General features: G+C 67.9%; 25 protein-coding genes. 3 read left to right on the top strand and 22 right to left on the bottom strand.

The window, feature by feature from the left end; all coding sequences use genetic code 11:
• Positions 1 to 179: 179 nt before the first annotated feature.
• The 8 genes from AB0I42_RS32190 to AB0I42_RS32155 all read right to left on the bottom strand — a co-directional run bounded on the left by AB0I42_RS32190 (position 180) and on the right by AB0I42_RS32155 (position 8,454).
• Positions 180 to 791 carry a hypothetical protein gene (locus AB0I42_RS32190; protein ID WP_357543348.1) on the bottom strand — a complete coding sequence of 204 codons (612 nt, stop codon included), beginning with the start codon at positions 789 to 791 and terminating at the stop codon, positions 180 to 182.
• A gap of 175 nt (positions 792 to 966) precedes the next feature.
• On the bottom strand, positions 967 to 1,701 hold the full coding sequence (locus tag AB0I42_RS32185) for a transposase (RefSeq protein WP_357543346.1): 735 nt from the start codon (positions 1,699 to 1,701) through the stop codon (positions 967 to 969).
• A 232-nt stretch (positions 1,702 to 1,933) separates the two neighbouring features.
• Positions 1,934 to 3,403: a group II intron reverse transcriptase/maturase gene (gene ltrA / locus AB0I42_RS32180; RefSeq protein ID WP_357543344.1), complete on the bottom strand. Its 1,470-nt coding sequence runs from the start codon at positions 3,401 to 3,403 to the stop codon at positions 1,934 to 1,936.
• A gap of 516 nt (positions 3,404 to 3,919) precedes the next feature.
• Positions 3,920 to 4,621: an ISL3 family transposase gene (locus AB0I42_RS32175; protein WP_357543354.1), complete on the bottom strand. Its 702-nt coding sequence runs from the start codon at positions 4,619 to 4,621 to the stop codon at positions 3,920 to 3,922.
• 187 nt (positions 4,622 to 4,808) lie between these two features.
• Positions 4,809 to 5,486, bottom strand: coding sequence for an MFS transporter (locus AB0I42_RS32170; protein ID WP_357543342.1), 678 nt, complete (start codon positions 5,484 to 5,486; stop codon positions 4,809 to 4,811).
• Positions 5,487 to 5,868: 382 nt separating this feature from the next.
• Positions 5,869 to 6,855, bottom strand: a complete 987-nt coding sequence (locus AB0I42_RS32165) for an NAD(P)H-quinone oxidoreductase (RefSeq protein WP_357543340.1) — start codon at positions 6,853 to 6,855, stop codon at positions 5,869 to 5,871.
• Positions 6,856 to 6,899: 44 nt separating this feature from the next.
• Positions 6,900 to 7,916, bottom strand: coding sequence for an alcohol dehydrogenase catalytic domain-containing protein (locus tag AB0I42_RS32160; protein ID WP_357543338.1), 1,017 nt, complete (start codon positions 7,914 to 7,916; stop codon positions 6,900 to 6,902).
• A gap of 1 nt (position 7,917) precedes the next feature.
• Positions 7,918 to 8,454 carry a 2,4'-dihydroxyacetophenone dioxygenase family protein gene (locus tag AB0I42_RS32155; RefSeq protein ID WP_357543336.1) on the bottom strand — a complete coding sequence of 179 codons (537 nt, stop codon included), beginning with the start codon at positions 8,452 to 8,454 and terminating at the stop codon, positions 7,918 to 7,920.
• A 249-nt stretch (positions 8,455 to 8,703) separates the two neighbouring features.
• On the opposite strand from AB0I42_RS32155, the gene AB0I42_RS32150 reads away from it, so the two are divergent.
• On the top strand, positions 8,704 to 9,489 hold the full coding sequence (locus AB0I42_RS32150) for an amidohydrolase family protein (RefSeq protein WP_357543334.1): 786 nt from the start codon (positions 8,704 to 8,706) through the stop codon (positions 9,487 to 9,489).
• Positions 9,490 to 9,494: 5 nt separating this feature from the next.
• Positions 9,495 to 10,913, top strand: coding sequence for a GH1 family beta-glucosidase (locus AB0I42_RS32145; RefSeq protein ID WP_357543331.1), 1,419 nt, complete (start codon positions 9,495 to 9,497; stop codon positions 10,911 to 10,913).
• Positions 10,914 to 10,945: 32 nt separating this feature from the next.
• Here AB0I42_RS32145 and AB0I42_RS32140 read toward each other — a convergent pair whose 3' ends face one another.
• The 7 genes from AB0I42_RS32140 to AB0I42_RS32110 all read right to left on the bottom strand — a co-directional run bounded on the left by AB0I42_RS32140 (position 10,946) and on the right by AB0I42_RS32110 (position 17,664).
• Positions 10,946 to 11,953, bottom strand: a complete 1,008-nt coding sequence (locus AB0I42_RS32140) for a LacI family DNA-binding transcriptional regulator (protein WP_357543329.1) — start codon at positions 11,951 to 11,953, stop codon at positions 10,946 to 10,948.
• A 34-nt stretch (positions 11,954 to 11,987) separates the two neighbouring features.
• Complete coding sequence (locus AB0I42_RS32135) at positions 11,988 to 12,773, bottom strand: SDR family NAD(P)-dependent oxidoreductase (RefSeq protein ID WP_357543327.1); 786 nt, start codon at positions 12,771 to 12,773, stop codon at positions 11,988 to 11,990.
• A gap of 10 nt (positions 12,774 to 12,783) precedes the next feature.
• On the bottom strand, positions 12,784 to 13,638 hold the full coding sequence (locus AB0I42_RS32130) for an SMP-30/gluconolactonase/LRE family protein (protein ID WP_357543325.1): 855 nt from the start codon (positions 13,636 to 13,638) through the stop codon (positions 12,784 to 12,786).
• A 53-nt stretch (positions 13,639 to 13,691) separates the two neighbouring features.
• Positions 13,692 to 14,468 (bottom strand): SDR family NAD(P)-dependent oxidoreductase, encoded by a 777-nt coding sequence (locus tag AB0I42_RS32125; RefSeq protein ID WP_357543352.1) that lies wholly within the window; start codon positions 14,466 to 14,468, stop codon positions 13,692 to 13,694.
• Between the two features lie 61 nt (positions 14,469 to 14,529).
• Positions 14,530 to 15,387 (bottom strand): carbohydrate ABC transporter permease, encoded by an 858-nt coding sequence (locus AB0I42_RS32120; RefSeq protein ID WP_357543323.1) that lies wholly within the window; start codon positions 15,385 to 15,387, stop codon positions 14,530 to 14,532.
• Positions 15,387 to 16,337 carry a sugar ABC transporter permease gene (locus AB0I42_RS32115; RefSeq protein WP_357543321.1) on the bottom strand — a complete coding sequence of 317 codons (951 nt, stop codon included), beginning with the start codon at positions 16,335 to 16,337 and terminating at the stop codon, positions 15,387 to 15,389. The genes AB0I42_RS32120 and AB0I42_RS32115 overlap by 1 nt, the downstream gene beginning before the upstream one ends.
• A gap of 73 nt (positions 16,338 to 16,410) precedes the next feature.
• Positions 16,411 to 17,664, bottom strand: coding sequence for an extracellular solute-binding protein (locus AB0I42_RS32110; protein WP_357543319.1), 1,254 nt, complete (start codon positions 17,662 to 17,664; stop codon positions 16,411 to 16,413).
• A gap of 183 nt (positions 17,665 to 17,847) precedes the next feature.
• On the opposite strand from AB0I42_RS32110, the gene AB0I42_RS32105 reads away from it, so the two are divergent.
• Entirely contained in the window at positions 17,848 to 19,074 is a 1,227-nt protein-coding gene (locus AB0I42_RS32105; protein ID WP_357543317.1) for a CoA transferase, read from the top strand.
• A gap of 592 nt (positions 19,075 to 19,666) precedes the next feature.
• Here the strand turns inward: AB0I42_RS32105 and AB0I42_RS32100 are convergent.
• From AB0I42_RS32100 to AB0I42_RS32070, 7 genes are read right to left on the bottom strand one after another with little or no spacing between them, the layout of a single operon-like run.
• Positions 19,667 to 20,287, bottom strand: coding sequence for a 4-carboxy-4-hydroxy-2-oxoadipate aldolase/oxaloacetate decarboxylase (locus tag AB0I42_RS32100; protein ID WP_357543315.1), 621 nt, complete (start codon positions 20,285 to 20,287; stop codon positions 19,667 to 19,669).
• Positions 20,284 to 21,090 carry a 5-oxoprolinase subunit PxpA gene (locus tag AB0I42_RS32095; protein ID WP_357543313.1) on the bottom strand — a complete coding sequence of 269 codons (807 nt, stop codon included), beginning with the start codon at positions 21,088 to 21,090 and terminating at the stop codon, positions 20,284 to 20,286. Before AB0I42_RS32095 ends, AB0I42_RS32100 begins: the two co-directional genes overlap by 4 nt.
• Positions 21,087 to 22,211, bottom strand: a complete 1,125-nt coding sequence (locus tag AB0I42_RS32090; protein WP_357543311.1) for an ABC transporter ATP-binding protein — start codon at positions 22,209 to 22,211, stop codon at positions 21,087 to 21,089. The genes AB0I42_RS32095 and AB0I42_RS32090 overlap by 4 nt, the downstream gene beginning before the upstream one ends.
• A complete protein-coding gene (locus AB0I42_RS32085; protein ID WP_357543309.1) occupies positions 22,208 to 23,212 on the bottom strand; it encodes an ABC transporter ATP-binding protein in 1,005 nt (334 codons plus the stop codon). The genes AB0I42_RS32090 and AB0I42_RS32085 overlap by 4 nt, the downstream gene beginning before the upstream one ends.
• On the bottom strand, positions 23,209 to 24,048 hold the full coding sequence (locus AB0I42_RS32080) for an ABC transporter permease (protein WP_357543307.1): 840 nt from the start codon (positions 24,046 to 24,048) through the stop codon (positions 23,209 to 23,211). Before AB0I42_RS32080 ends, AB0I42_RS32085 begins: the two co-directional genes overlap by 4 nt.
• Positions 24,045 to 24,995 carry an ABC transporter permease gene (locus AB0I42_RS32075; RefSeq protein ID WP_357543305.1) on the bottom strand — a complete coding sequence of 317 codons (951 nt, stop codon included), beginning with the start codon at positions 24,993 to 24,995 and terminating at the stop codon, positions 24,045 to 24,047. The genes AB0I42_RS32080 and AB0I42_RS32075 overlap by 4 nt, the downstream gene beginning before the upstream one ends.
• A 6-nt stretch (positions 24,996 to 25,001) precedes the next feature.
• Positions 25,002 to 26,597 carry an ABC transporter substrate-binding protein gene (locus tag AB0I42_RS32070; RefSeq protein WP_357543303.1) on the bottom strand — a complete coding sequence of 532 codons (1,596 nt, stop codon included), beginning with the start codon at positions 26,595 to 26,597 and terminating at the stop codon, positions 25,002 to 25,004.
• Between the last annotated feature and the right edge of the window lie 110 nt (positions 26,598 to 26,707).

Genomic DNA, 26,707 nt, shown 5'->3' with positions numbered 1-26,707 from the left:
CCGAAGGGCCACAAAACCTTCATCTCCTGCACAGCACCGCGTCAAATGAGATCCCCTACATCGACCTCACCCTCCGCGCTCGTGGCGCACTTAAAGAACAAGCAAGGGCATTCATCAATGGGCTGACGTCGCCCGGCGAAGCGACTCCGCCCTCGGCGGCGTGCGAAGTCTCCTCATGGTCAGGCATTCTCGAAGGTGATGCCCCGCCGGTCGACCGACACCTGCTTTTCCACCACGGTGCCCAACTCTGTGGTGTACCAGCAGTAGAACGGCGTCGCGCCGAAGGGGAACACCGCCTGGTCGGGCATCGCGGCGTCGCACATCGCAGTGCCCGGCCGGGCGTTGTTGTTGGCTGCTTCGCTGTTCCACAGAAAACCCACGTTCGACCGGGACAGCACGCCGACCGAGGCGACGGCGGACCAGGTCATGTACTGGTCGGCGATCGACACCGTCACGTCCATCGGCACCGCGAGGTCGTCGAACTTCACCGTGCACCTCGCCGTCACGTTGCCGGTCAAGAACTTCTTGTCGCAGGTCACGGACGTATGCGCCGGCGAGCCGGCCTGGTTCAGCACCTGTTGCTGCAACTTATACATGATCTCCGCGTGCGGTGTACCGGGAGCGCCGTAGTCCGTGGTCATGGCGGGGCCGTCAGCGGTGTACGGGTTGGCGCTCGGCATCAGCCGGCCGGGCCGGGGCGGCTCGGGCGGCGACGAGGAAGGCGCGGTCGCGGCCGTGTCAGGACCCGAGCAGGCGACGAGGGCAAATAGCAGCAGCGGTCCGAGGCTCACACGGAAAGATCGCATCTGGTCAGGATATCGACGAACACCACCTTGACCGGAGTACAGCAGACAGCCGCGTCGGAGCAACTTCATTCCGCAGAAGACCGTCAACCGTCACCCCTGTCAACGGCCTCTTGTTCGTGGCTCTGGCACGAAGTTCGTGATCGCTCCTTCGGCGTGACGGCTATTCGGCGAGGATGACGCGGCGGCGGAGGAGGTCGAAGTTCGCTCGGCCGTACATCTGCCTTTTGATCGCTTTCAGTTTGCAGACGTTGCCTTCGACCGCGCCGCTGCTCCAGGGCAGGGTGAGGCCGTTGCGGACAGCGTCGTAGTCCTTGAGTAGGCCAGCGGCGAAGCCGGCGAGTTGCGGGACTGCGCTGGCCTGGGCCTGGGTGATCCAGGTGTCTAGGTGCTGGCCCTGGCGTTGTCGCAGCATCCCGGCGAAGTCGCTGACCAGGCGATCGACGGTGCGTAGGCTTTCACATCGCTGCAGGATGCGGCCCAGGTCGGCGTGTTCAGGTTCGGTGCGTTCGGCGACGGGCCGGATGAGCCAGCCGGTCACCTCCCGGGGCTTGGGCGAGATGGCCGTCATGGCGGCCGGCTTGATCGTGCAGTCGCGCCAGGTGTGCAGCAGCCGGCGCACGGAACGTTCGCTGCCCCGGTAGCCGCGATCGCGCAGTTCCGTGGTCAGCCGGGCCGCGTTGGTGCAGCCCTGTTCCCAGCGCTCGGCGAGATAGGCGACGTGTTCGTCGAGTTCACGCGCTCGCGGGACGAGCTCGGTGAGCAGCTCGTCGGCGGTGGCCGCGCGCAGGTAGCGGCGCACCGTCTTGCCGTCGAGGTTCAACGTCACGCTGATCGCGGTGGTGCCGACGCCGCGGTCGCGCAGGGCGTGGATCTCAGCGTGCCGTTGCCGGGTCATCTCGGCGCGGCGGCCCTGCCCACCATCGGTTGGCGGGCGCGGTTGCGCGACGGCTTCGGCTTCGGACCGGTCCTTGAGGCACCTGCGGTGGGCGCGGACGACCCGGTCGACGGCCTGGGTGAGGTTGTTGGGTCGGGCCGGGGCGCCCTGACGGGATTGCTCCCTTTGGGTTTCCCCGGCCCGCCCGCCGAACCCGGCGTGCGACTCTCACCGCACCGGGCTCTCCACGAGATCATGCCGTTGAGGTAGGGCTGATCAGGGCGTCCGGCCATGGGCTGGGGATGCTGTTGCCTCGGTAGCGGTATCGAGTGATCGACACGCTGCCGAGGTTGAACAGTCTGACTCCCTCCAGTTGGATGGGCTTCCAGTGTCCTCGCGGATCCCGGAGCCATCGCTGGATGGCCCTCCAGGTCATGCGGTGCCGGTGCATCACCCAGCGAATCACTCGCCACCAGACAAAGGTGTGCAGGCGAGCCAGGGTGTGTTTGGCGACCGCGTGTCTGAAGTAGTTGGCCCAGCCGCGCAGGATCTGGTTGATCCGGATCAGCGTGATCTTGTAGTCGAGATGCGACAACCGAGGGGTCAGGGCCTTGATCTTCCGTTTCAGCGACGCGACCGGCTTGTCGGCGATGAACGTGTAGACGTGCCACTTGTCCGTTCCCCGTTTCCGCATCCAGACGATGCGGAAGCCGAGGAAGTTGAACCCGTCCGCAAAGTGAACGACCTGGGTCTTGGCCGGGGAGAGCCTCAGGCCCATCCCGGCCAGTACCTCGCTCACCTGATCGCGGAGGTCTCCGACGTGTTCACGGGTGCCGTGGACCATGACGACGAAGTCGTCCGCGTAGCGGACCAATCGCCAGGTCGGCAGGCCCCGCCGCCGTCGCCGTTCGCGGTCCTGCCGGGTCGCCATCGTCGTCGTCCAGTGTCCGACGGCGAAGTCGTCGAGCACTGACAGTGCGATGTTCGCCAGCAGCGGTGAGAGGATCCCTCCTTGCGGTGTTCCGGAGTTGGTCTCGTTCCGCTCGCCGAGCTCGGTCATGATCCCGGCCTTCAGGAACGCTTTCACCAGCGATAGCACGCGCTTGTCCTTCACCCGCACCCGTACCCGGTCCATCAGGGCCGTGTGGTCGATGCGGTCGAAGCACGCCTCGATGTCCGCGTCCAGTACCCAGCGATATCCCTGGGAGCCGAACAGGTGGATCTCAGCGATCGCGTCGTGCGCCCGCCGGTTGGGCCGGAACCCGTAGGAGCACGGACGGAAGTCCGCCTCGAAGATGGGTTCCAGGACCAGCTTCAGCGCGGCCTGCACCACCCGATCGGTGACCGTCGGGATTCCCAGCCGGCGGAGCTTCCCGCCCATCTTGGGGATCATCCGTTCCCGCACCGGCAGCGGCTCGAAAGCCCCCGCCCTCAACGCGGAACGGATCTGCTCCAGGTGCGCTGTCACCCCGGACTCCTCGACATCGGCGGCGCGAACGCCGTCAACGCCTGCTGTCCGGGCTCCGGTGTTGCCCGCGACCCGATCGAAGGCCATCACCAGGGTGGCCGGGTCGCAGACGAAGTTGAACACATCGTCGAACCGGAAGCCGTGATCGGCAACCGCCCAACGGTGCAGCTTGGTCTGCATCTTCCGTACCCGAGCCTCGGCGCGGAGCACCGACGGCCACGTGACCGGGGTATCCACCCCGGTGTCTTCGGACATTGCAGTCCCTCCCTTGCGATCTCGCTGCCGTCCTTCCCCATGTGCCGGGCTCTCCCCGGCTCGGAGTACTACGACGGCTCCGCCCCTTCCCGGCCTGATCGGCAGACGGTGCGCCCAGCCTCATCCACCGGGCTGGCAACCCGGACGGCGGGCAAGACCGGGAAGGTTCCCGTGTTCACTGATCGATCGATCGTCGGAGTAGGCACCCGGCTATACCCCCGCGGCATCTCCACGGCTACCCCGCAGCACTTCACCGTGGCCTCCCGGACCGTTTGGCACTCACAACCCGGAAGTTGCCCGCCCCTCTACACATCGGCGGGCACGCACCGCAACCAGCCCACATCCACCAGGTTCGAGCTGATGTCACCTTAGGAGGCTTCAAACACCGGTTCCTCACGTATACCTCTCCAACTCGCTCGCCGGACCCGCACCATCTGGCAGTACTGACACGTCCCGGCTTTGTCAGGGCCGCTTGCCACCCTCCCCAGCACCTCCCAGGTCAGGCTGCCCCCAGCTTCACCACCCTGCTGCGACAGGACAGCGGCGAAGGTCTCTCACCCCCACTCGATCAATCAGCGCCTCACGGCGCACGTAGAGCAGGTGGAACCGGTCGGCGACCCCGATCGCGTCCGGCGCGCCCAGCCTGGCGCCTTCGGCGTAGCCGCTGGCCCGGTCACGGCAGACCACCTCAGCGCCCGGGTGGGCACGCAGCCAGTCGGCGAAGCTGCCGGCGCGACGGTCGGGCAGCAGGTCGACGGGCCGGCCGGTGTGCATGTCGACGATGATGCTGCCGTAGTTGCGTCCCTTGCGGAACGCGAAGTCGTCGACGCCGACCACCGTCACCGTGCCGGTCTCGGGCACCGGCAACGCCCGGACCAGCCGCAACAGGGTCGTGCGGGACACCTCGACGGCCAGCAGGCGCGTCATCCGCGCACCCGGCCGGCCTCCCAGAGCCAGGGCGATCCTCTCCAGGATGCCGCGCAACAGCGGAGTACGGCGGGCATACGGTGTCGTCAGACCCGGCACCTGCTCCGCGAACGTCCGCCGGTGACAGGTGGTGTCGTCGCAGAAGAACCGCCGGACACGTACCCGTAGCAGCGTCTGCCGGCCACCGATCGCCGGGTCTGCCAGGACCCGCCGGTACCGGCTGTGCACCCGCGCCGACTTCGATCCGCAGTCCGGACACCGCGCGTCACCAGCCGAGACGTCGGCATCCAGCCAGACCGACCGCCCCTCGGCACGTACGCTCCTGATCCGCAGGACCGCAAGATGAGGCAGCAGCCCGTCCAGGCCGAGATCATCACACCGCGAACGTGGTCATCCACATCGGACCAGACCTGAGCACCGGGGCCGGTCCGATCACGAACTTCGTGCCAGAGCCCGTTGTTCAGATGCATTGACAATTTCAGCGCGTTGGGCCGCCGAGGCGGGTGCCGCTGGGCCGCACTGCAGCGGGGGCGGGCTGCGGGCTCGGCTGGGATGCACGCATGACCCACATGGCGATACCGCTTGCTGCGGTAACAACCAGTGCGAGCCCGGCCACCGGTAGGTCGACCAGGAACACCATCCGCCAGGTCATCGTCCGCGTCACCACGCCGCTCACGACAGGCCCAAGCAGGAGAGCGGCGCCGAGCGTGAGGCCAAGCACCAGTTGAGCCTGAGAACGCCAGCGGTTCAGCTGTCTGGACACGGCGAGGAGGACGCCGATCACGGTTCCGGCCCCCAGCCCCAGGACTACCCGTCCAACCGCCATCGGCGCCGCACCTGGCGCGAGAGAGCACATCAGGCTTCCGACTATCAGGAGCAGGAGCGCCGAAACCCCGGTCGCGGTGGGCCACCGTCGGCCGAGCAGATAGCCGGGTACGCCCATTGCTGCCATTGCCGCCACGTACGGTGCGATCAGGGTTACTGCCATGGTCGCGGTGGAAAGCCCGAGCTCCCGCTGGATGGTGCTTCCCCACGGTCCGATGGGAGCGGTGAGCAGGCCGGCGGAGAGTAGCGCTCCGAGGGTTGGGCCGGCAAGCGACCAGAGCGGGCGGACCACCAGCGGTTGGACCGGTGCGGGGTACTCCGGTGCGCTCACCCGGCGAGTATATACACCTGGGTAAATTCCGACATGAGGGCCTCCTGGGATGTGGACACCGGCATATGCCGCCATCTGTTGCGAGGTAGTGGGTTTGAGTGCCTGTTCGTTGTCGGCGGGGCGAGGTAGCCGAGCGCGGGTGGCAGCGGCAGTGGTTGTAGAGGGCGATCACCTGGACACGTCGGTCGGGCGTCGGCTTCGGTGCGCCATCGGCGGTGGTTGCCGCCGAGGCCGCGTTTGAGGGCGGCGAAAGACGACTCAGCCATGGCGTTGTCGCACGACGATGAGACTGGTGGTCGCCGGCAGGCGGCCTGATGGGCTGTCGATCGCCGACGGCAATGCCAGGCCAATCAGCGGCCAGTGGTCCGGTCGCATGCGGGTGCTACTGCGACCGTACGGTCAGGATGATCTTGCCGATGTGGCCGCTCGCCTCGAGGATCCGGTGTGCCTCCGTCACCTGGGTTATCGGCAGGGTCCGGTCGGTTTGTGGGCGGATCTGCCCGTTCTCGATCAGCGGCCAGACGCGTTTCCGTACCGCTTGGACGATTTCGGCCTTCTCCGCGATTGGTCGCGCCCGCAGGGTGGTGGCCGTCACGCTGGCTCGCTTGCGTTGAAGCTGGCCAAGGTCGAGTTCGGCTCGGTCGCCCCCCTGCAGGCCGATCACGACCAGGCGGCCGCCGAGGGCCAGGACCTCGACGTTGCGGCTAAGGTAGGCGCCGCCGACCATATCGAGCACTACGTCGACGCCACGGTCGCCGGTTTGCTCCCGCACCCGCGCGACAAAGTCCTCGGTGTGGTACGAGATCGCGACGTCGGCACCCAGTTCCCGGCATCTGGCGAGCTTCCTCGGGCTACCGGCGGTGACCAGCACCCGGATGCCCTCGGCCGTGGCGCGTTGGATCGCGAAGGTACCGATGCCGGAGGCACCGCCGTGCACGAGCAGTGTGTCTCCGGAGCGCAGTCCCGCGACCTGGAACAGGTTGGACTCCACGGTGCAGGAGACCTCGGGTAGTCCGGCCGCGGTGTAGAGGTCGACGCCGGTGGGGATCGGTAGTAGTTGGCTGGCCGGGACAGCGACGTACTCGGCGTATCCGCCGCCCGCCAGCAGCGCGCACACCTCGTCGCCGATCGCCCAGTCAGACACCTCCTCCCCTAGCGCAACGATTCGCCCCGAGCACTCGAGCCCGGGGTATACCGGTGCGCCGGGTGGGGGGTCGTACCTTCCCTGCCGTTGCAGGATGTCGGCTCGGTTGACCGCCGTCGCGGCGATCTCGATCACCACCTCCCCGGGTGCGGGCGTCGGGTCGGGCACCTCCCTCCAGTGCAGCACCTCGGGTTCTCCGTAACGAATGATCTCGATGGCCTTCATCGTGTTCCGTCTCCACTTGGTTGGCAGGCGACTGAGGTCCTCGGTCAGGGCAGGAGGATTGCCTTGACGACAGACCCTTGTTCGACGGCGCGGAGCGCGTCGACTCCCTGATCGAGGGGGAACGAGGTCGTGAGGCCGTCCCATCGGCCCGGATCCCGCTGGAGAATCACCGCCGCCCGTTCGTAGTCCTCCCGGCTGGCTCCGTAACTGCCCAGCAGGTGCAGCTCGTGCCGGGTCACCACGTTGATGTCCACCGTGGGGATCCGTGCGAACACCGCCGGCACCACGACGGCGCCTCCGATCGCGGTCTGGCGCACCGCGCGGTCGAGCGCCTCGCCGGATCCAGAGGCCTCCAACCACATGTCGGGGGCGAGCGGTAGGTCCTCGCCTTGGGATGTCTGAAGGCCGAGCTTGGCGGCGGCGGCGAGACGGACCGGTTGATCACGAGCGATGCCGACGAGGGTCACCCGGTGACCGAAGCTGTCCAGGAGTAGCGCCGCCATGAGCCCGATCGGCCCCGGCCCGGTGACGACGATCTCGCTGGCCCGCCCCTGCGCGGCGTCCTGCAGCTTGCTGACGGCGTGCATGGCGATGGCGAGCGGCTCGGTAAGGACGAGGGCCTGGACGGGCAGGTCGTCGGGGACGACGACGAGGCGTTGTGCGGCGACGGTGAAGCAGTCGGCCGCCGCGCCGTGGAACGAGAGTCCCAGGACTTGTCGACGTGGGCAGATGTGCCGGCGGCCGGTGGCGCATACGTCGCACTCGCCGCAGCCGTCGATCGAGATTGGCACGACCCGCTGGCCGATCCATCCGGGGTCCACGTCACTGCCGACTTCGGTGACGACGCCGACCGCCTCGTGCCCGAGCACCACCGAGCGTGCGACCCACTCGTAACCGATGTCCTGATTCCAGGCGTGGACGTCACTGCCGCAGAGTCCTACGGCATCGGTGCGGACGAGGACCTCGCCCGCAGACGGCACCGGCCGGCGCCAGTCGATCACTGCCACGTCGCGCGGGCTGCGACTTCGCTTGACCAGTGCCCGCATGCCGTTGTCGGGCATGTCAGCGGACCAGTGAGTCGAGGTAGTCGAGCCCGATGCCGTTGCTGGCGTAGTGGCGGCGGGCGTTCTCGAGCTTGGTGAAAACGTCCTCTACCCCCTGCGGCACGCCGTTCGGATCCACGTAGATGTAGGCGCCTGAGACGTGGAAGAGGGTCCTCATCTCCTCGACGTCGTCGGGTACCTCGAGGGTGTGGATGTCGCCTGGCGGCTCGAAGCTGTAGCCGCCCTCCTCCGCCCACCAGTCGTGCTCCAGATAGTGCCAGCGTCCCTTGAGGGTGACGGCGTGCACCGGACCCGCGTGGCGGTGGCGGGACAGGATGCCCGTCTTTCGCACGCGCAGGACGTTCACGAAGTACCCGTGACTGACCGAGAACAGCAGCGGCCGGAACGAGACGTCGTCCGACTGCGGCACCCACAACCGTTCGTCGCAGTCGCCGCCGAGTACGCCGGCGATGACCAGGTCGTCCGCCTTCCCGAACGGCTGCTCACCCTGGTAGGCCAGCGGTTCGCCGGTCAGTGGATCCGTTCGTGTCGACACCGGCATCTGTGTTCACCCTTCTTGTAGCCGCCGACAGGGGCGGGCATCCCTTGGATGCGTCGGAACGAGTTCGGGTCGGCTGCCCGGACGCGACCGTGCGGGGCGCTGGGACGGGTGGCCCGGACCGGGCCAGGTCGGCCCTCAGCCAACGGCCACCATGCTACATTAATCGAATAAGTCCTGCGACTTCGGCGCCGGGACAGTTGGTTTACGGTGACGAGTCAGACTCGTTACGAGGGAGACGAGAAAGTGGCGAACTTCTACAAGATCGACGTACACGTCCACCTGGGAATCAGCTCGGTCCTGTCCGTGGCGGGCTCGACCGACGAGATCATCCGAAAGATGCGGCTCAACGGCATCGACCAGTCGGTCATCTCGCCGATACCGGGATACGAGGATCCAAACGGGGTCGCCGACTCACGCGCGCAGAACGACGGTATCGCCGCGGCCCTGCGGGAGCACCCGGACCACCTGGTGCGCGGGCTCGGGGTGGTGGAGCCCCGTCACGGCGCCGCCGCCCTGGACGAGGTCGACCGGGTCATGACCGACCTTGGCCTCTCGGGTCTGATGTTCCACAACGACTTCAACGGACTCCCCCTCGACCATCCGTCCATGTTCGCCATCGTCGAGCGGCTCGCCCGATACCCGGACGCCGTCGCCCAGGTGCACACGGCGCAGCACTCGGTCCTGGAGGCACCGTTCCAGCTCGGCCGGCTGGCCGACGCCTTCCCGACCGTGACGTTCCTCAACGCGCACCCCTTCATGGACACCACGCACGAGGCGGCCAGCCTCGACCTGGGCGAGCGGCACCCCAACATCGTCTTCGACACGGCCGTCTCGCACACCCAGCTCTACCCGATCGAACACGCGGTCGAGCGCCTCGGCGCGGACCGGGTGCTCTGGGCCAGCAGTAACCCGTACTACGAGACAACACTCGACATCCCGCTCGTCGCCAACGCAGCGATCAGCGAAGACGACAAGCGGAAGCTCTTCGCCGAGAACGCCCGGCGGATCTTCAAGATCGAGGAGGCGTGACAGTCATGCAGGGTTCACCCGACTTCCGCGACAGCGGTCTTGAGTTTCCGCCGGGGTTCGTGTTCGGCTCGGCGACGGCCGCGTACCAGATCGAGGGCGCGGCACACGAGGACGGACGCGCCCCCTCGATCTGGGACACCTTCAGCCGCATCCCGGGCAAGGTGGTCAACGGCGACACCGGCGACGTGGCCTGCGACCACTACCACCGGCTCGACGAAGACCTCGACCTGATGAAGTCGCTGCACCTGCAGTCGTACCGCTTCTCCATCTCTTGGTCCCGGGTCATCCCGGCGGGCACCGGGCAGATGAACAGCGCCGGCCTCGACTTCTACGACCGGGTGATCGACGGGCTGCTCGAGCGCGGAATCACCCCAACGGTGACCCTCTACCACTGGGATCTGCCCCAGGCGCTCGAGGACAACGGCGGTTGGCCGGCCCGGGACACCGCCGAGGCGTTCGGCGAATACGCCCGCCGGATGGGCGAACGCTACGGCGACCGGGTCCAGACCTGGACGACTCTCAACGAGCCGTGGTGCACCGCCCACCTCGGGTACGGGTCGGGCGTGCACGCCCCAGGCCGGCAGGATCCGGCGGACGTGCTGGCCGCCGCGCACCATCTGAACCTCGCCCACGGGCTCGCCATCCAGGCGCTGCGCGGCGTCGTGCGCAACGATCCGGACTTCTCGGTCACTTTGAACCTGCACGCACTGCGTCCGGCCGGCCCCACCGGTGCCGAGGCCGTACGGCGGATCGATGCCGTGGGCAACCGGATCTGGACCGGACCGATGCTCAGCGGCGCTTACCCCGAGGATCTCTTCACTGACACGGCGAAGATCACCGACTGGTCGTTCGTCCGGGACGGTGACCTCGATACGATCCGGCAACCGCTCGACGTGCTCGGGATCAACTACTACTCGACCAAGCTGGTGCAGATGTGGGACTCCGCATCCGGTGAGCGGGCGGTTAGCGGCAACGCGATCCTGGCTGGGAATCCCTGGCCGGGCGCCGAGGACGTCGAGTTCCTTCCGCAGCCGGGCCCGCATACCGCGATGGGGTGGAACATCGAACCCGCTGGCCTGATGGAACTGGTCGGCTCGATCGCGCGGGCCTACCCGGAGCTGCCGTTGATGATCACCGAGAACGGTGCCGCCTTCGAAGACACAGTCGCGGCGGGCCGGGTACACGACGCGGAGCGGGTCGACTACCTGCGACGGCATCTCACGGCCGTGCACCGCCTTATCGAGACTGGCGTGGACGTACGCGGCTACTTCGTGTGGTCACTGCTCGACAACTATGAGTGGGCGTACGGCTATGCCAAGCGCTTCGGGATCGTACACGTCGACTACGACACGCTCGTCCGGACGAAGAAGGACAGTGCGTTGTGGTTCGCGGAACTCGCCCGGACCGGCCGGATCCCTGAATAGACGCCAGCCGGATCGCCAACGGCGGGCTTGACTCAAGCGGTGCTTCGACGGCGAATGCGATAGGGCAGTTCGACAACCTGCGCTTCGCCGTCGAAGCCGGCGATCCGCCTGCGCAGGGTCTGAACGGCGCGACGCCCCATCTCCTGTCGAGGCACCTCGACGGAGGTCAGACGCAGCGGTCCGGCGCTGGCAAAGCTCATGTCGTCGAAGCCGGTGATAGCGACATCCTGGGGCACGGACAGCCCGCGCTCGTAGCACACGTCCATGACGCCTAGCGCGATGACGTCGTTGCCGCAGACCACGAGGTCGACCCGGTCCCGCGAATCGAACAGGGCACGCGCCCGCTCGGCGCCGCTATCGCGTGTCAGCGCGCCGGCCCGGCCGTCCGGCAACGGCTCCAGACCCGCCTCCCGCAGCGCGGCCAGGGCTCCGGCGGTCCGGCCCGCGCTCACCGACGACCGCTCGGGGCCGCCGAAGATGGCGACGCTGCGGCGGCTCTCCACCACCTGTGCGACGAGTTCCTTGGCAGCGGCGAAGTCGTCGATGCCGACCCAGTCGGCGGGTAAGTCCTCGATCCTGCGGTTGATCAGGCCAAATGGGATGCGACGCGTCTGCAGTTCCTTGAGCATGGAGGCGTCCTCCGGCAGAACCGCGGTGAGCAGGAGCCCTTCGCAGTGGCTGTCGACCAGCGCGGTGATCACGCGGAGTTGATCACGACCGTCGAGCCCCACCTGCGAGACGAAGACCTGGAGCCCTTCGGCCGCCGCCGCCTCGATGACGCCTGACGCGAGTTCCGGATAGAACGGGTTCGCCACGTCCGGCACGAGCAGGCCGATCGTGTCCGTGTGTCCGAGCCGCAGGCCGACAGCCAGCCGGCTGGGGCGGAAACCCATCTCGTCCGCGACCTTTGCGATGCGCTCCCGCAACTCGTCACTGACACCCGGCTGACCATTGAGGGCATACGAAACCGTCGCCGAGGTCACGCCGACGGCCCGCGCCACGTCACGTTGCGTGACACGTCGACGGCTTCCGCCGCTCATCTGGGTTCCTTCCCGGTTCGACACCATGGGACACCTAAAAGTACAACGCCTCGCCTCCACTGAGGTTCAGCGCTGCCCCCGTCATGTAGGAGCTGTCATCGCTTGCCAGCCAGGACACCAGCCCCGCGACGTCCGCCGGCCGGCCCATGCGACGAACCGGGATCCGGTCGCCCGCGTACGCACGCATCCAGGCCTCCGCGTCCGGGTTCTCCTCACCCGTCGTCGCTGGCAGGGTGTCGAGCATGAGCTGCGTGACCATGGTGCCAGGGCACACCGCGTTGACGGTAACCCCGTACGGCCCGAGTTCCTCCGCGGCGGCCTGGGTCAGGGAGATGACGGCACCCTTGCTCGCGCTGTAGACGCCGAAGGTCGCCAGGCCCCGCTTGCCGAGATAGGAGGCGATGTTGATGATCCGGCCGCCGCCGGACTCGGCCATGATCGCCCCGCCGGCACGGATGCCGTTGAACACACCACGTGCGTTCACCGCCATCACGTGCTCGTAGGTCTCGTCGGTCGTCTCGATCAGCGGAAGCTGCGGCTGGCTCACCCCGGCGTTGTTGACCAGGACATCGAGTGAACCGAACCTCGCCACCACGTCGTCGAGCGCCGCACGGAGCAGCCGGCCGTCCGTGACATCGAGGACCACACCCGCATGCCGGCGGCCGGTCCGTTGCTCCAGCTCCGCGGCCAGCGCACCCGGGTCCTGCAGATCCGCCACGACCACGGTTGCCCCGTCGTCGGCCAGGCGACGCGCCGTGGCCTCGCCGAGCCCTTGCCTGGCTCCAGTCACCACCGCAACCTTGGCGGTCAGTGCCTTCACTGGTCCTCCCTCATCCATCCTGGTTCACCGCACCGTCTAAAGTCGACGGTTTCTCGGGCAACTCGCGCACCCGACGGGAGGCGAGTCCGCCGGCATCGACCGTGCCGACCAGGAGCGCGCCGGAGTACGGCCACCGGTCCAGTGCTGGACGGCTGAGCCCCACTCTGGCCGAGGTCACGTACACGGCACGCAGCCCCGCTCCCCCGAACGCCAGGCTGGTGGGCCGGGGCACCGGTAGGTCGACCTGACCGACGAGATCACCGTCGGGGGCGAACCTGACCAGGCACGAGCCGTCCCAGATGGCCGACCAGACGTGGCCGGCGGCGTCGACCGCGAGCCCGTCGGGCATGCCCGGGCCCGACCACTCAGCGAAGACCCGCTCGTTGCGCAACCCACCATCGGCCGGGTACTCGGCGGCGAAGATACGTTTCGCCGTCGAGTCGGTGAAGTAGATGGTCGTTGCGTCCGGCGACCAGTCGATGCCGTTACTGAGGGTCAGTCCGTCGCGCAGCACCTCGACACCGCCGAAGCCCAGCCGGTAGAGCGCGGCACTGGGCGCGTCGCGCTCCTCGTTCATGCTTCCGAACACGAACCTGCCGTACGGGTCGACCGCACCGTCGTTGAGCCGGTGCGTCGTCGGCAGACGCAACCGGCAGATTTCGCGCACCGCACGGTCGCCTTGGAGCGCCACCACCCGGTGTTCCAGCGCCGCGATGAGGCCACCGCCAGCCAGAGGCGCAACCGAGCCGATCTTCTCCCCCAGATCGAGTTCCCCACCCGCGAGGTACCGTATCCGGCCCCGCAGACTGTCAACCCAGATCAGGCCGTCGCGGTCGCCGAGCCAGACCGGGGACTCGCCGAGCACGTCCTCAGGTGCGGTGACGGCCCTGATGCCGGCTCCGGCCGGCGGCTCGCCGCTCAGAAGAACACCGCCTCGCCGCCGGTGAGGTTGAGTGCCGCTCCGGTCACGAAAACGGCGTCGTCGCTGGCCAGCCAGGCCGCCATCGCTCCCACGTCCTGTCCGGTGCCCATCCGACCGACCGGGATGTTGGCCGCCGCGTGCTCGCGCCGGTACTTCTCCACATCCGGATTCGCCTCACCGACGAAGGTCGGGAGTTTCTCCACCCACATCGGGGTGTACATGGTGCCCGGGCAGATGCTGTTGACGGTCGTTCCGTGTTTACCCAACTCCAGGGCGAGGGCCTGGGTCAGTGAGATGACCGCAGCCTTGGACGCGGAGTACAGGGCGTGACCGCCGATCGCCTTCTTTCCGATGTAGGAGGCGACGTTGATGATCCGCCCCCGGTCCTGTTCCCGGAACACCCGGGCCGCGGCCCGGCAGCCGTTGAACACGCCCCGCACATTGACGTCGAGCACGAAGTCGTACTCCTCGTCGGTCAGGTCGGCGACCTCGGCGCCCGAGTCCATCACGCCGGCGTTGTTAACTACGACGTCCAGGCGGCCGTACCGTGCGACCGTGTCGGCGACGAGGTTGTCGACCTCGCGGGGCGACCGCACGTCCACGGTCGCCGTCAGGTGACCGAACTGGGTCGGCGCGAGCTGCGCCAGTAACGGCTCGGCCGGTGTGCGGTCCGCGATGACGACCGAGGCGCCCTCGGCGGCGAAGCGCCGGGCGATTCCCTCGCCGAGTCCACGGGCGCCACCGGTCACGATCGCCACCCGGCCATCCAACATTCCCACTGCTGCCACTTTCCTTTCGGTTGTCGTTGCGGACCGCCCTGTCGGAGCGGTCTGCTCAGCCCTTGACTCCACCGGCGAGGCCTTCGACCAGGTTCCGCTCCACGAGCAGGAACAGGGCGATGAGCGGCAGGGTGGTAAGGATGCCCAGTGCCATCAGTTCGCCCCAGGACACCTGGTACTGCCCCACCAGCGAGGTGATTCCCAGCGTCACCACCCGGTTCTCCGGTGAGCTGGTCAACGACAGGGCGAAGAGGTATTCGTGCCAGGAGCCAAGGAAGGCGTAGAAGAAGACCGCGCCGATGCCCGCCCGCGCGGACGGGGCTACCACCCGGAAAAGGGCGCCCACTTGGCCGCACCCGTCGATGAGCGCCGCCTCGTCGAGTTCGCGGGGCACCTTGGCGATGAATCGCCGCAACAGCCAGGTGGCGATCGGCATGGTGAGCGAGACGTGGGTGACGATCAGCACCAGCAGGGTGTCGAGCAGGCCCAGCGTCCGGAAGACGAGGAAGTACGGGATGACGAAGAGGATCGTCGGGATCATCTGCGCGAACAGCAGGAGCAGGACGAGGAGCTCACCCCATCGGCTGGCCAGACGTGACAACCCGTACGCGGCGAGCAGCGCCACGGTGGTGCTCACCGTTGCCGATACGCCGGCGACCAGCAGGGTGTTCCCCATGATGACGGTGAAGTCGGCGCGGGTGACGACGGCGACGAAGTTCTCCAGTGTGGGGCTCGACGGCCACCAGGTCACCGGGCTGGTGTAGATCTGGGTGGCCGGCTTCAACGCCGTGGACAGCATCCAGAAGAAGGGCAGGAGCGCGAACAGCAGGAAGCACGCGACGAGTGTGTACCTGATCGCGGTGCCCGTCAGACGGGAGAGGTGGTACAGCCGCGTGGACCGGGTCGCCATCATCAGTCCTCCTCGCCTCGCGCTGCCATGCGCATGAGAAACAGGGTGGCGATCAACGCCAGCACGAACATGAGCGCCGCGAGCGCCATCGCATCGCCGAACCGGTGATACTGGAAGAACAGCCGGTACACCTGGGTGGCCAGAACCTCGGTCGCGCCGGCGGGGCCGCCGCCGGTGACCACGTCGATCATCGCGAACTCGCGGAACGCGTACAGGCCCTCCAGCGTGCCGACGAGGATGAAGATCGGTCGTACGCCCGGCCAGGTGATCGACACCAGACGTCGCAGCGGTCCGGCACCATCGACGGCCGCCGCCTCGTGCAACTCTGCGGGGATGGTCTGCATCGCCGCGAGCAGCATCACCATGATGAACGGAAAACCGCGCCAGACCTGGGCGAGGATGATGATCCACGGCGCCAGCTGAGGTTCACCCAACCAGCTGACCGGCTGGTCGATGATTCGCAGCTGCAGTAACAGGCCGTTGAACGCACCGGCGTTGGAGTCCATGATCCATCGCCACAGCAGTGCCGTGACGACCGTCGGAATCACCCACGGGAACATGAACGCGCTGCGCATCACCCGACGTCCAGCCAGCCGCCCGTTCAGCAGAAGGGCGGCGCCGAAGCCGAGCGCCAGTGCCAGAACCACGGAGCCGAGGGTGAAGCGCAGTGTGTTGACCAGCGGACCGGAGAGGGTCTCCGGGCGCGCCAGAAGCGACTCGTAGTTCGTCAGGCCGGCGAACTCGAGCGAGAACAGGTTGTCGACGTCGGCGAAGCTCGCATACAGGGCGAACAGGATCGGAAAGGCGAGCAGGCCCACCATCAGAACGAGGAGCGGCCCGAAGAAGACCATCCGGATCCGCAGCGACGCCCTGGGACGGGCAACGGCCCGCCCGGCACTCCGGGCATCTCTGGGGGTTTTCTGCCGCGGAGGGCTCTTGGTTGCGCTGTCCATGATCAGCTTCCCTCCTGGTCCTCCTCCCCCGACAGGCCGAGGGAGGAGAACCAGACATCGGGCCGGGCGGCGGTCAGAGTGCCTTGAGTTGGTTGCAGGCGGACTGGAATGCCCGGTCCACGGGTTGCTGGCCGGTCACGGCGGCCTGGTACGCGGTAACCAGGATCTGCCGCATCTCCGCCATGTGCGGCCCTCGAGGACGAACAAATCCGCCTTCCTCGATCAGCGTGCTGTAGGTGGACAGCAACTCGTTCCCAGTGACCGTCGGCGAGTTGAAGACAGCCGTGCGTGTGGGGACGAATCCGCCTGCCTCGGCACTGCCCTCCTGAGCCTTGTCGGTGCTCATGTACTTGATGAACTCCCAGGCCGCCCGAGGATTCTTGGCATTCTTGGGGATAACGAAGATGAGGGCGTCCTGGTTCGCTCCGGTTTGTCCACCCACTTCCTTCGGAGGCATGCGGGTCACCCCGATGCTGTCGCCGATGCCGGGGTTGTTGCCCTCGTAGATCCCGAGACCCCAAGGACCGTCGGTGACGAAACCGACGTCGCCGGCGGCGAACTGGCGGGTCAACTCGTCGTAGCCGATGCCGGACGGGTTCGGCACCAGGCCACCCTCGGCGTAGAGCGCGGTCAGCCAGGCGAAGGTCTGCTCCGCCTGCGGGCTGCACATCTGCGCGACATACTGCGCCGGATCATCCAGCTTCACACCACCGGCGACGTACCACGCCCAGTGCCGTTCGAAGCTGGCAGCGTCCTTGCCCTGGAACACCATCGGCGTCTTGCCGGACGCCTTCACGGTCTGCAGCGCCGACCGGAAGTTCGCCCAAGAACTGACTGCGTTCTCGACGTCGACGCCGGCCTCGGCCAGCACCTTCTTGTTGTAGTAGAGGGCGTCGCTGGTGCCGTCCTCGATGGGAACTCCCCAGAGCTTGCCATCCCACTTGGCCAGGTTCCTGGCGGATTCAGTGAAGGCACCGGCGAACTCAGCGCCCTCGGCCTGCCAGTACTCGTCCACCGGCAGGAGGTAGTTCGCGTAGTCGGCGATCTCGGAGGTGGTGATCGCGACGATGTCGGGGGCCGACCCGCTCAGCGCGGTGTTGACCAGCTTGGTGCCCTTGTCCGCGAAGGGAACCGGCTCACCGGTGACCTTGATGACGCTCTGACTCGCATTGAAGGAGTCGATCCAGCTCTGGTGCAGCTGGCCGAGTGCGCCCGGGTCGGCGAGCCGCCAGCTGAGGATCGTCACGCCCCCGGACGGCGGCCCCGACGAGGCCGCATCCGGCTCCCCGGACGAACACGCGGTAAGGGCGATAGCCACGGCCGTCATGCCGGCTATAGCTACGTGAGGCTTCGGACGCATGGTCGCTCCTTGCGTACGGCGTGGTGGGTTGACGTCGGCGGTGTGGAGGTTGCTTAATCGAATAATAGGACGTCCCAGGCTTGCTGCCAACCACCCACTTCGACTACCGACTGTAACTACAAGTCCGCACAAGAGGCAGGTGCACTCACTGTGGGAGCTTCGCTACCCTTCGCCGGCATCCGCGTAGTGGATGCCTCGCAGGTACTCGCCGCGCCCTACGCGGCCTACCAACTCGCCCTGCTCGGAGCAGAGGTAATCAAGGTAGAAAGACCAGACTCTCCTGATTTCGTGCGTAATGTCGGCACAGACCCGAGCCTGAACGACCAGGGCATGGGGACCCAGTTCCTGACCCAGAACGCGGGAAAGCGGTTCTTGACGCTCAACCTCAAGGACGAACGCGGCCGGGCGGTGCTCAAGGAACTCGTACGACGAAGCGACGTGTTCCTCACCAACGCCCGGCCCGGCGCCTACGAGCGGCTCGGCATCGGCTACGCAGACCTCGCAGCCATCAATCCCGGGCTGATCCACTGCGGCATCTCGGCGTTCGGCGCCCGTGGCCCCAAGCGGGAGTACACCGGATACGAAAACGTCGTCCAGGCGACCTCGGGCTACATGTCCGCCAACGGCGACCAGCGCACTGGACCCCTGCGCCAGGGATCGCCCGCCATCGACTACGCCACCGGAATCACCGCGGCCTTCGCCATAGCCAGCGCCCTCTTCGACCGGCACCGCACCGGCGAAGGAACGTCTATCGACGTCGGCATGATCGACGTCGCCGCCATCCTGATGGCCTGCCACGTCACCTCGCACCTTCGCGACGGGTTCGAGCCCACACCGACCGGGAACACCATGGCACTGGCCACCACGTCCACCTACCCGACCCGAACCGGCTCGATCATGCTCGGTGCCTGCAACAAGGATCAAATGACCAGACTGTGGACCCTGCTCGGCCACCCGGAGCTGATCAAGCCCGACCCGTTCAACTCCCCCACCGCCGACTTCGACCGAGAGCACGCCACCCTCTCGGAGATCATGCTCACCCGCACCGCCGAGGAATGGGAAGAACTACTCCAGAGGAGCCACATCCCCGCGGCCCGCGTACGCGAATCACTCGCCGACGCACTCAGCGACGTCCAATACGCCGAGCGCGGCGCCTTCACACCAATCGCCGTGCCAGGAATCGACGGACCGATCGGCGTACCGCTCCTGGGCTTCATGCTGGACGGCGCCGCAGCTCTGCCCAACCGGCCGCCACTGCCAGCAGGCTCACATTCCCGCGACATCCTCCGCGAACTCAACTACTCAGAAGACGCCATCACCAACCTGCTGGACGCTGGCGTCACCTCCGTACCGCCCACCGCACACCACGAAAGTTGACCTCACCCTCCTCCGTCCATCCTCGTCGGTACGGTAGTCGTGAATCTCGATCGTTGCCTTGACTGACGACTACGCGGGCGATGTCTACGCCCGCGATGCCCTCAGAGTCTCTGGAGAACCCTCGTACACCGACTCCTCGCCGCCGTCCCGTGGCCCGTGTTCACCAACACCGCCATATGAGGGTCCTGACGGCGCGGCAACCCTGCTGCCGCATTTCCTCGCCAAACTCGGCGCTGGCCCCAGAAGGCCGAGCCAACTCGTTCACCAGGTTCGTATCCGCGCCCTACCCAGGCACGTCGCAACCGCACCGCAGTCGCCTCTCCGGGTGGACCCGAGGTGTGGCAAACCGAATCCGGTGACCTGATCGCCCTGACCGGGCAGGATCGGCGAAGGCGCGGCAGCGGCGTGGCCGCAGGCCAGGTAGAGACCCACTGTAAAGCCTTCGGAATGGCATGGCTTCGACAACCACAGCCGCCCCGCAGGCCCTACCTCATGTCCACGCGACACACCGAAATCGATTCGGATTCCTATGGCCTCAGTTGAGTCCAGCCACCCTGACCTGGTTCTTCAACGGGCGCTCACGTCCTCGCGGTCAGCGCAGGCCGAGCAGGTCCAGGGTCAGCAGGCCCGACTCCAGGGCTGCGCGCATGCCGTCCTCCTTGCGTTCTCGTTCGATCCCGGCGTCGATTGCCGCGGTGAGCCGGTCGCCGGGGATCACGACGACTCCGTCTCGGTCTCCGATGATGACGTCACCGGGGTGTACCGGTGTACCGCCGCACCTGATCGGTGCTCCCACCACGCCGGGCCGGTTCTTGGTGGTGCCTTTGATGGACACCGCCCGGCAGAACGCCGGAAAGCCCATTTCGACGATCGAGTCGACGTCGCGTACCCCGCCGTCGATGACCAGGCCGGCGATGCCTGCGCACTGGGCGGCCAGGGTAAGCACGTCGCCCCAGGCGCCGGCCTCGCGATAGCCCTTGGCGTCGACAACGAGTACGTCGCCGGCGCGGGCGGAGGCAACCGCGTGGTGGATGGACAGGTTGTCTCCGGGCGGTGTGTCGACGGTCAGCGCCCGGCCGGCCAGGAACGACGACGGGTCGACCGGTTTGATGCCGCTGTCCATCGCACCGATCTGCCCCTGCGCCTCGTAGAGGGTGGCGGCGCCCAGCCGACGCAGGATCGCCCGCCGCTGTTCGTCGAGTGGGTCGTTCACAGTTCCTCCCCGGTGTGAGGAGCCGGACCGGCCGGCTCCTCATGGCTGTCGGTCAGGGCGGTCGGTACGACGCCGGCCGCGCGTAGGGCGGTGCTGATCCGGCGGGCGAGCCCTACCGCCCCCGGGGTGTCTCCGTGCACGAGGATCGAGTCGCAGCGCAGTTCGATGTCCCGGCCGGTGACGGTACGGACCACGCCGTCGACGCACATCCGGTGCACCCGCTCCACCACTTCGTCGGGGTCGGTCAGTACCGAGCCGGGCTGAGAGCGGGGCACCAGGGTGCCGTCGTCGCGGTAGGCGCGGTCGGCGTACCCGACGATCGCCGGGCGCAGGCCGCGGGCCCGGGCGGCATCGGCGAGCCGGCCAGGTTGGGTCACCACGGTCATCGCCGGATCGACGGCGACCACGGCGTCCACGATGGCTTCCGCGTGGTCGGTGCGTACGGCGGCCAGGTTGGCGAGGCTGCCGTGTGGGCTGACGTGCCGTACGGTCGTCCCGTGCGCGGCGGCGAACCCGCGCAGCGCGCCGATCTGGTAGATCAGATCGGTGGTGATCTCCCGGCCGGTCATTTCCAGCGCCCGGCGCCCGAAGCCGACCAGGTCCCGGAAGCCCGGCTGGGCGCCGACCGATACGCCTCGGGCGACGCAGGCGGCGACGGTGCGATCCATGACCTGCGGGTCGCCGGCGTGGAAGCCGCAGGCAATGTGCGCGGACGTCACGATCTCCAGCATCGCCTCGTCGTCGCCGAGCCGGTAGGCGCCGAAGCTCTCGCCGAGGTCGGCCGAAATGTCTACTGTGGTCATGGCAGGTGCCGCGTTGCGACGTTCAGCTTGTCGGAGAGGCCGTCCGGGGCCGACCCGCCCGGGGCGACCGGGGCGGCCGTTCCCTTCCCCGCCGGTACCGGCGCCGACCGCATCGGCACCGTGCCGTCGGCGATCTCTTGCGCGAAATGGCAGGCGACGCTGTGGCCGGGGCCGAGTTGGCGCAGCACCGGCTTCTCGGTCGCGCACCGTTCGGGCTGGGCGAAGGCGCAGCGGGTGTGGAAACGGCAGCCGCTGGGCGGGTCGACGGGGCTCGGCGGGTCGCCCTCGACCCGGACCAGTCGGCGTAGGTCGGTCCCGGCCAGCCTCCCCTGCGGGATGGAGGAGATCAGCGACATGGTGTACGGGTGTAGCGGCCGGTCGTGCAGGTCGGCGGCCGGGGCCAGCTCGACGATCCCGCCGAGGTACATCACCCCGATCCGGTCGGCGACATGGTGGACCACCGCAAGGTCGTGCGAGATGAAAAGGTACGTCAGGTTCAGCTCGTTCTTCAGTTCCCGCAACAGGTTGAGGATCTTCGACTGGACGGAGAGGTCCAGGGCCGACACCGCCTCGTCGGTGACCACGAACCGGGGCCGCAGGATCAGCGCCCGGGCGATACCGATCCGCTGCCGCTGCCCACCGGACAGTTCGTGCGGGTAGCGGCGGGCCATCGCGGGGTCGATACCGACCCGCTCCAGCATCTCCGCAACCATTTCGGCCCGCTGAGCGGCTGGGATGCCGCCCCGGATCTCCAGCCCTTCGGCGACCAGCGAGCCGATCCGACGGCGCGGGTCGAGTGACGAGGACGGGTCCTGGAAGATGAACTGGACGTCGCGCCGCAGAGCGCGTAGCCGCTTTCCGCGTACGTGGGTGATGTCCTGTCCGGCGAACGTGATCGATCCGCTGGTCGGTTCGAGCAGGCGGATCATCGTCCGGCCGAGGGTGGACTTGCCGCAGCCTGATTCGCCGACGAGCCCGACGACCTCGCCCTCGCGGATGCTCAGGTCGACCCCGTCGACCGCGATGACCTGCGGGGTCGGACGGAACAGTCGGGTCGGGCCGGCACGGAACCGCTGCCCGAGGTTGCGTACCTCGATCAGCGGGGCCCTGTCCTGTGTCATGCCTTCTCCTTGGTCAGCTGTCGGCTGCCGTTGCGGGCGCCGACGGGCTCGGCCAGCCAGCAGCGCACGTCCTGCCGTTCGATCTGGACCATCGGCGGCGGGGTGGCACAGGTCGGCATCTCGTGCTCGCACCGGGTGCGGAAGAGGCATCCGCCGGGCCGGTCGCCGGGTGCCGGTAGCCGGCCGGGGATCTCGGGCATCGGGCGGTCCCGTGGGGTGGCGAAGGTGGGCATCGACCGGACCAGCCCGGCTGTGTACGGATGCTGTGGTGCGCTGAGTACGGCGTTGGCCGGACCGGACTCGACGATCCGTCCGGCGTACATGACGGACACGGTGTCGGACGCCTCGGCGATCAGGCTGAGGTCGTGCGAGACCAGCACGATCGACATGCCGAACTGGTCCTGCAACGACTTGAGCAGCGAGATGATCTGGGCCTGGGTGGTGACGTCCAGGGCCGTCGTCGGCTCGTCGGCCAGCAGCAAACGGGGGCCTGCTGCGACCGCCATGGCGATGACGACGCGTTGCCGCATGCCGCCGGACAGCTCGTGTGGGAAGCGCCGCCCGGTGCGTCCCGGTTCCGGGATGCCGACGAGTTCGAGCAGTTCGCGGGCGCGCGCCTTGGCGGCGCCGGACCGCATCCCCTCGTGCCGGCGCAGCACCTGCGCGATTTGTGCCTCGGCCCGGTAGACCGGGTTGAGCGCGGTCATCGGGTCCTGGAAGACGAACCCGATTTCCTTGCCGCGCACGTCCTCGAGTTGGCGTTCGGATAGGCCGAGCAGGTCGACACCGTCGTAGCGGATCCGGCTGGCCGGGTCGACGCGTACGGTGGCCGGCAGCAGCCGACTGATCGACATGATGGTCATGCTCTTGCCGCAGCCGGACTCGCCGACCAGGCCGACCGTGCTGCCGGCCGGCACCCGCAGGTCGACCTGCTGTACGAGCGGGGTCGTCGCGTCGACCGACACCGACAGGTTCTCCACCCGCAGAACGTCGCCGCTCATGCCTTCCTCCCCGAGATCGCCCGGCGTGGGTCGAGCAGGTCGCGCAGCGAATCGGCGGCCAGGCTGAACGCCAGGATGGTGACCAGGACGGTCGCGCTGGAGATCGCGATGAACCCCGGGTTGGTGACCATGTAGCGCTGGGCGTCGGCGACCATCGACCCCCAGGAGGGTTCGGGCGGCACCACGCCGAGCCCGAGGAAGCTCAGACCCGATTCGAGCAGGATCACCGCGGCTATGGTGAGCGAGATCTGCGCGAGTACGGGGGCGGCGGAGTTCGGCAGCACGACCCGGAACAGGATGCGGAAGCTGCTGGCGCCGAGCACCCGGGACGCGTCGACGTAGTCGGCGCCGCGTACCGAGAGCACCTGGCTGTAGGTGACCCGGGCGAAGTTCGGGATGAACAGAACGCCGAGGACAACGATCAGGGTGCCGGTGCCCGGTCCGCGCAGGGCGACGACGAGCAGGGCCAGGATGAGTGGTGGGAAGGCCAGGACGAGGTCCATCGACCGCATTCCGAGCCATTCCACGACGCCGCGCAGGTAGCCGCTCAGCAGGCCGATCAGGGTTCCGACGATCAGTGCGATGGCGGTCGCGCCCAGGGCAATGGTGAGTTCGGCGCGGGCGCCCCACATGAGCCGGCTGAGTACGTCGCGGCCGAACTGGTCGGTGCCGAGCCAGTGGTCGGTGCTGGAGCCCTGCAACCGTTGGGCGATGTCCTGGTCGAGCGGCCCGTACGGGGCCAGCCAGGGGGCGAGCACGGCGGCGGCGACCACAACGCCGATGACGACCAGGGAGACGACTGCGGGCAGGTTCCGCCAGGAGACGAAGCCGTTCATCGTTTCCTCCCTCTCGGGTCGAGCAGCGGATAGCTGAGGTCGACCAGCATGTTGAGGCCGATGAAGAGGGCTGCGATGACGATCACGATGCCTTGGACGAGCGGGTAGTCGCGGTTCTCCACGGCACCGACCAGCAGGCCGCTCAGCCCTGGCCAGTTGAACATCCGCTCGATGATCACGGTGCCGCCGAGAAAGGCGCCCATCTGCAGGCCGACGACGGTCAGCACCGGGCTCAGGGCGTTACGGATGACGTGGGCGACCAGCACCCGACGCGACCGCAGCCCGGCCGCGGTGGCCGTACGCACCCAGTCCTGGCTGATGACTTCCAGGACCGCGGCACGGGTCATCCGCATCACGATGGCGGTGAACCCGATCGCCAGGGTCAGCGTCGGCAGGATCAGCCGTTCGAGCATGCCGAGCGGATCCTCGGCGAAGGGCACGTAGCCGCTGGACGGAAGCCACTGGAGCTTCAACGCGAACAGGTAGACCAGGAACAGGCCGATGACGTACGCCGGCGCGGCGATTCCGGTGCTGACCAGCGCTCGCGCCACAGCGTCGACGGTGCCGCCGCGCCGGGCCGTCCAGGCGCCCAGCGGGATGCCGACCGCGACGGCGACGACCGTGGCCGACAGGACCAGCAGCAGGGTTCGGGGCAGCCGCTGCACGACGTACGCCGCGACCGGCTCGCCGTCCTGCAGGGAGGTGCCGAGGTCGCCGCGGATCAGGCCGGTGAGGTAGTCCCAGTACTGCGTGCCGAGCGGTTGGTCCAGCCCGAGGGTGGTCCGCAGTGCGGCGACCGCCTCCGGGGTGGCGGTGCCGCCCTGCCCAACGAGCAGCAACTCGGCTGGATCGCCGGGCAGGACGTGCAGCATCAGGAAGATCGCCGTGACGACGAAGTAGAGCAGGATCAACCCGATGGCGGTGCGCTGGATGAGGAATCGCGCCACGGCTTGTTACCCCTTGGTGACGGTGGCGAAGCTGTATCCGGACTCGTAGGTCAGGAATCCGGGCAGGTTGTCGAAGCCGGCGACCGAGGAGTTGTAGCCGTACGCCTGGTCGCGCCAGACCAGGCCGACGATCGGCGCCTGTTCGAGGACGGCCTGCTGGAGCTGGTCGTAGACCTGCTTGCGGGCGGCGGGTTGGGTCTCCCGGCGGCCGGACGCGATCAGTTCGGTGATCCTCTCGTCGGCGAAGCCGAACGACCGGTTCTGGTTCGGTGGCCCGACGAGGAACTGGTCGATCGAGGACGGGTCGTTGACGACGCCGACCGATCCGTAGACGGCGATGTCGTAGTCGCCCTTGGTGCCGCGCTCGACCCGGCCGGCCCAGTCCGGGGAGTCCAGGGTGAGCCGGATCCCGACCTTCTCCAGGTCGGACTGGACCGACAGGGCGGCGTCCTGGTGGAACTTGGGTGCGGAGGTGGCGAGCAGTCGGGCCTCGAACCCGTTGGGGTAGCCGGCTTCGGTGAGCAGCCGTCGGGCCTCGTCGGGGTCGAGGCGCCAGTGGCTGGCGTAGGTGTCGTTGTAGATCTCGCTGGACTGCGGGACCGGCAGGCCGAACATCGGGGTACCGCGGCCCTCGAGGGCCGCGGCGACGATGTTCTCCCGGTTGACCGCGTAGCCAACCGCGCGGCGGACCCGGGGGTCGGCGAACGGGCCGGTGGTGGTGTTGAAGGTGAGAAACATGAACGGGCCGTCGCTGGTGACGTCGAGGGTCAGGTCGCCAGCGGTTTCGACCCGGTCGTAGTCGGCCCAGCCGACGACCGACACCATGTCGAGTTCGCCGGAGAGCAGGGCGTTGTCGCGGGCCGCCTCGTCGGTGTAGACGTGGAACTCGATCCCGCCGAGCTTGGCGTCGCCGCCGAAGAATCCCGGGAACCGCTCGACGGTCACCGAGGCGCCCTTCTGGACCGCGACGTGCCGGAACGGGCCGGCCCCGATCCAGGTCGGGTTCGTGGAACCGAGCGCGGCGGCCGGCAGAATGGCCGCGTTGACGTCGGCGAGGTAGGCGAGGAAGGCGGCATCCGGTCCGGCCAGCGTGACGACGACGGTCCGCTCGTCGGGGGTCTCGACGGTTTCGATGCCCCGCAGCACCGACGACAGTTTCGCCGCCGAGTCGGGGCTTGCGAGGAACTCCAGGTTGGCTTTGACCACCTCGGCGGTGACCGGGCTGCCGTCGTGGAACTGCACGCCGGAACGCAGGGTGAAGGTGAAGGTGGCGTCCTGCTGCTCATACGACTCGGCGATCGCCGGGACGATCTTCCCGTCGGCGTCGTAGGCGACCAGGCCGCGGTGGAGCGCAGCCGTGACCAGCATTTGCGCCGATCCCTGCTGGCGGAAGGCGATCAACGAGGTCACGTCGGTGTCGAGGCCGACCTTCAGAACCGCGTCCGGGTCACCGCCGGGAGTGCTGCCGCCGTCCCCGCCACAGGCGGCGAGCAGGGTCGACGCGCCCGCACCGGCCCCGATCAGGGCGCCCAGTCGCAGCAGTCCCCGCCGGCTCAGCCGAGGGTTCGGACCGCCGACCGCAGCACTATCAAATTGCCTCATGACTACCCCAATCAGGGAAAAACAATCTCTGTACGGGAATATCGTGATGTATGGAGAGAGTGACTCTCCGCCGGCTGATGTGTGAGGTGTCGGGGAGGGCGGTGGGGGGT

The organism is Polymorphospora sp. NPDC050346, from assembly GCF_040655695.1.
Lineage (GTDB): Bacteria > Actinomycetota > Actinomycetes > Mycobacteriales > Micromonosporaceae > Polymorphospora > Polymorphospora lycopeni.
This window is presented reverse-complemented; position numbering and strand designations above follow the sequence as displayed.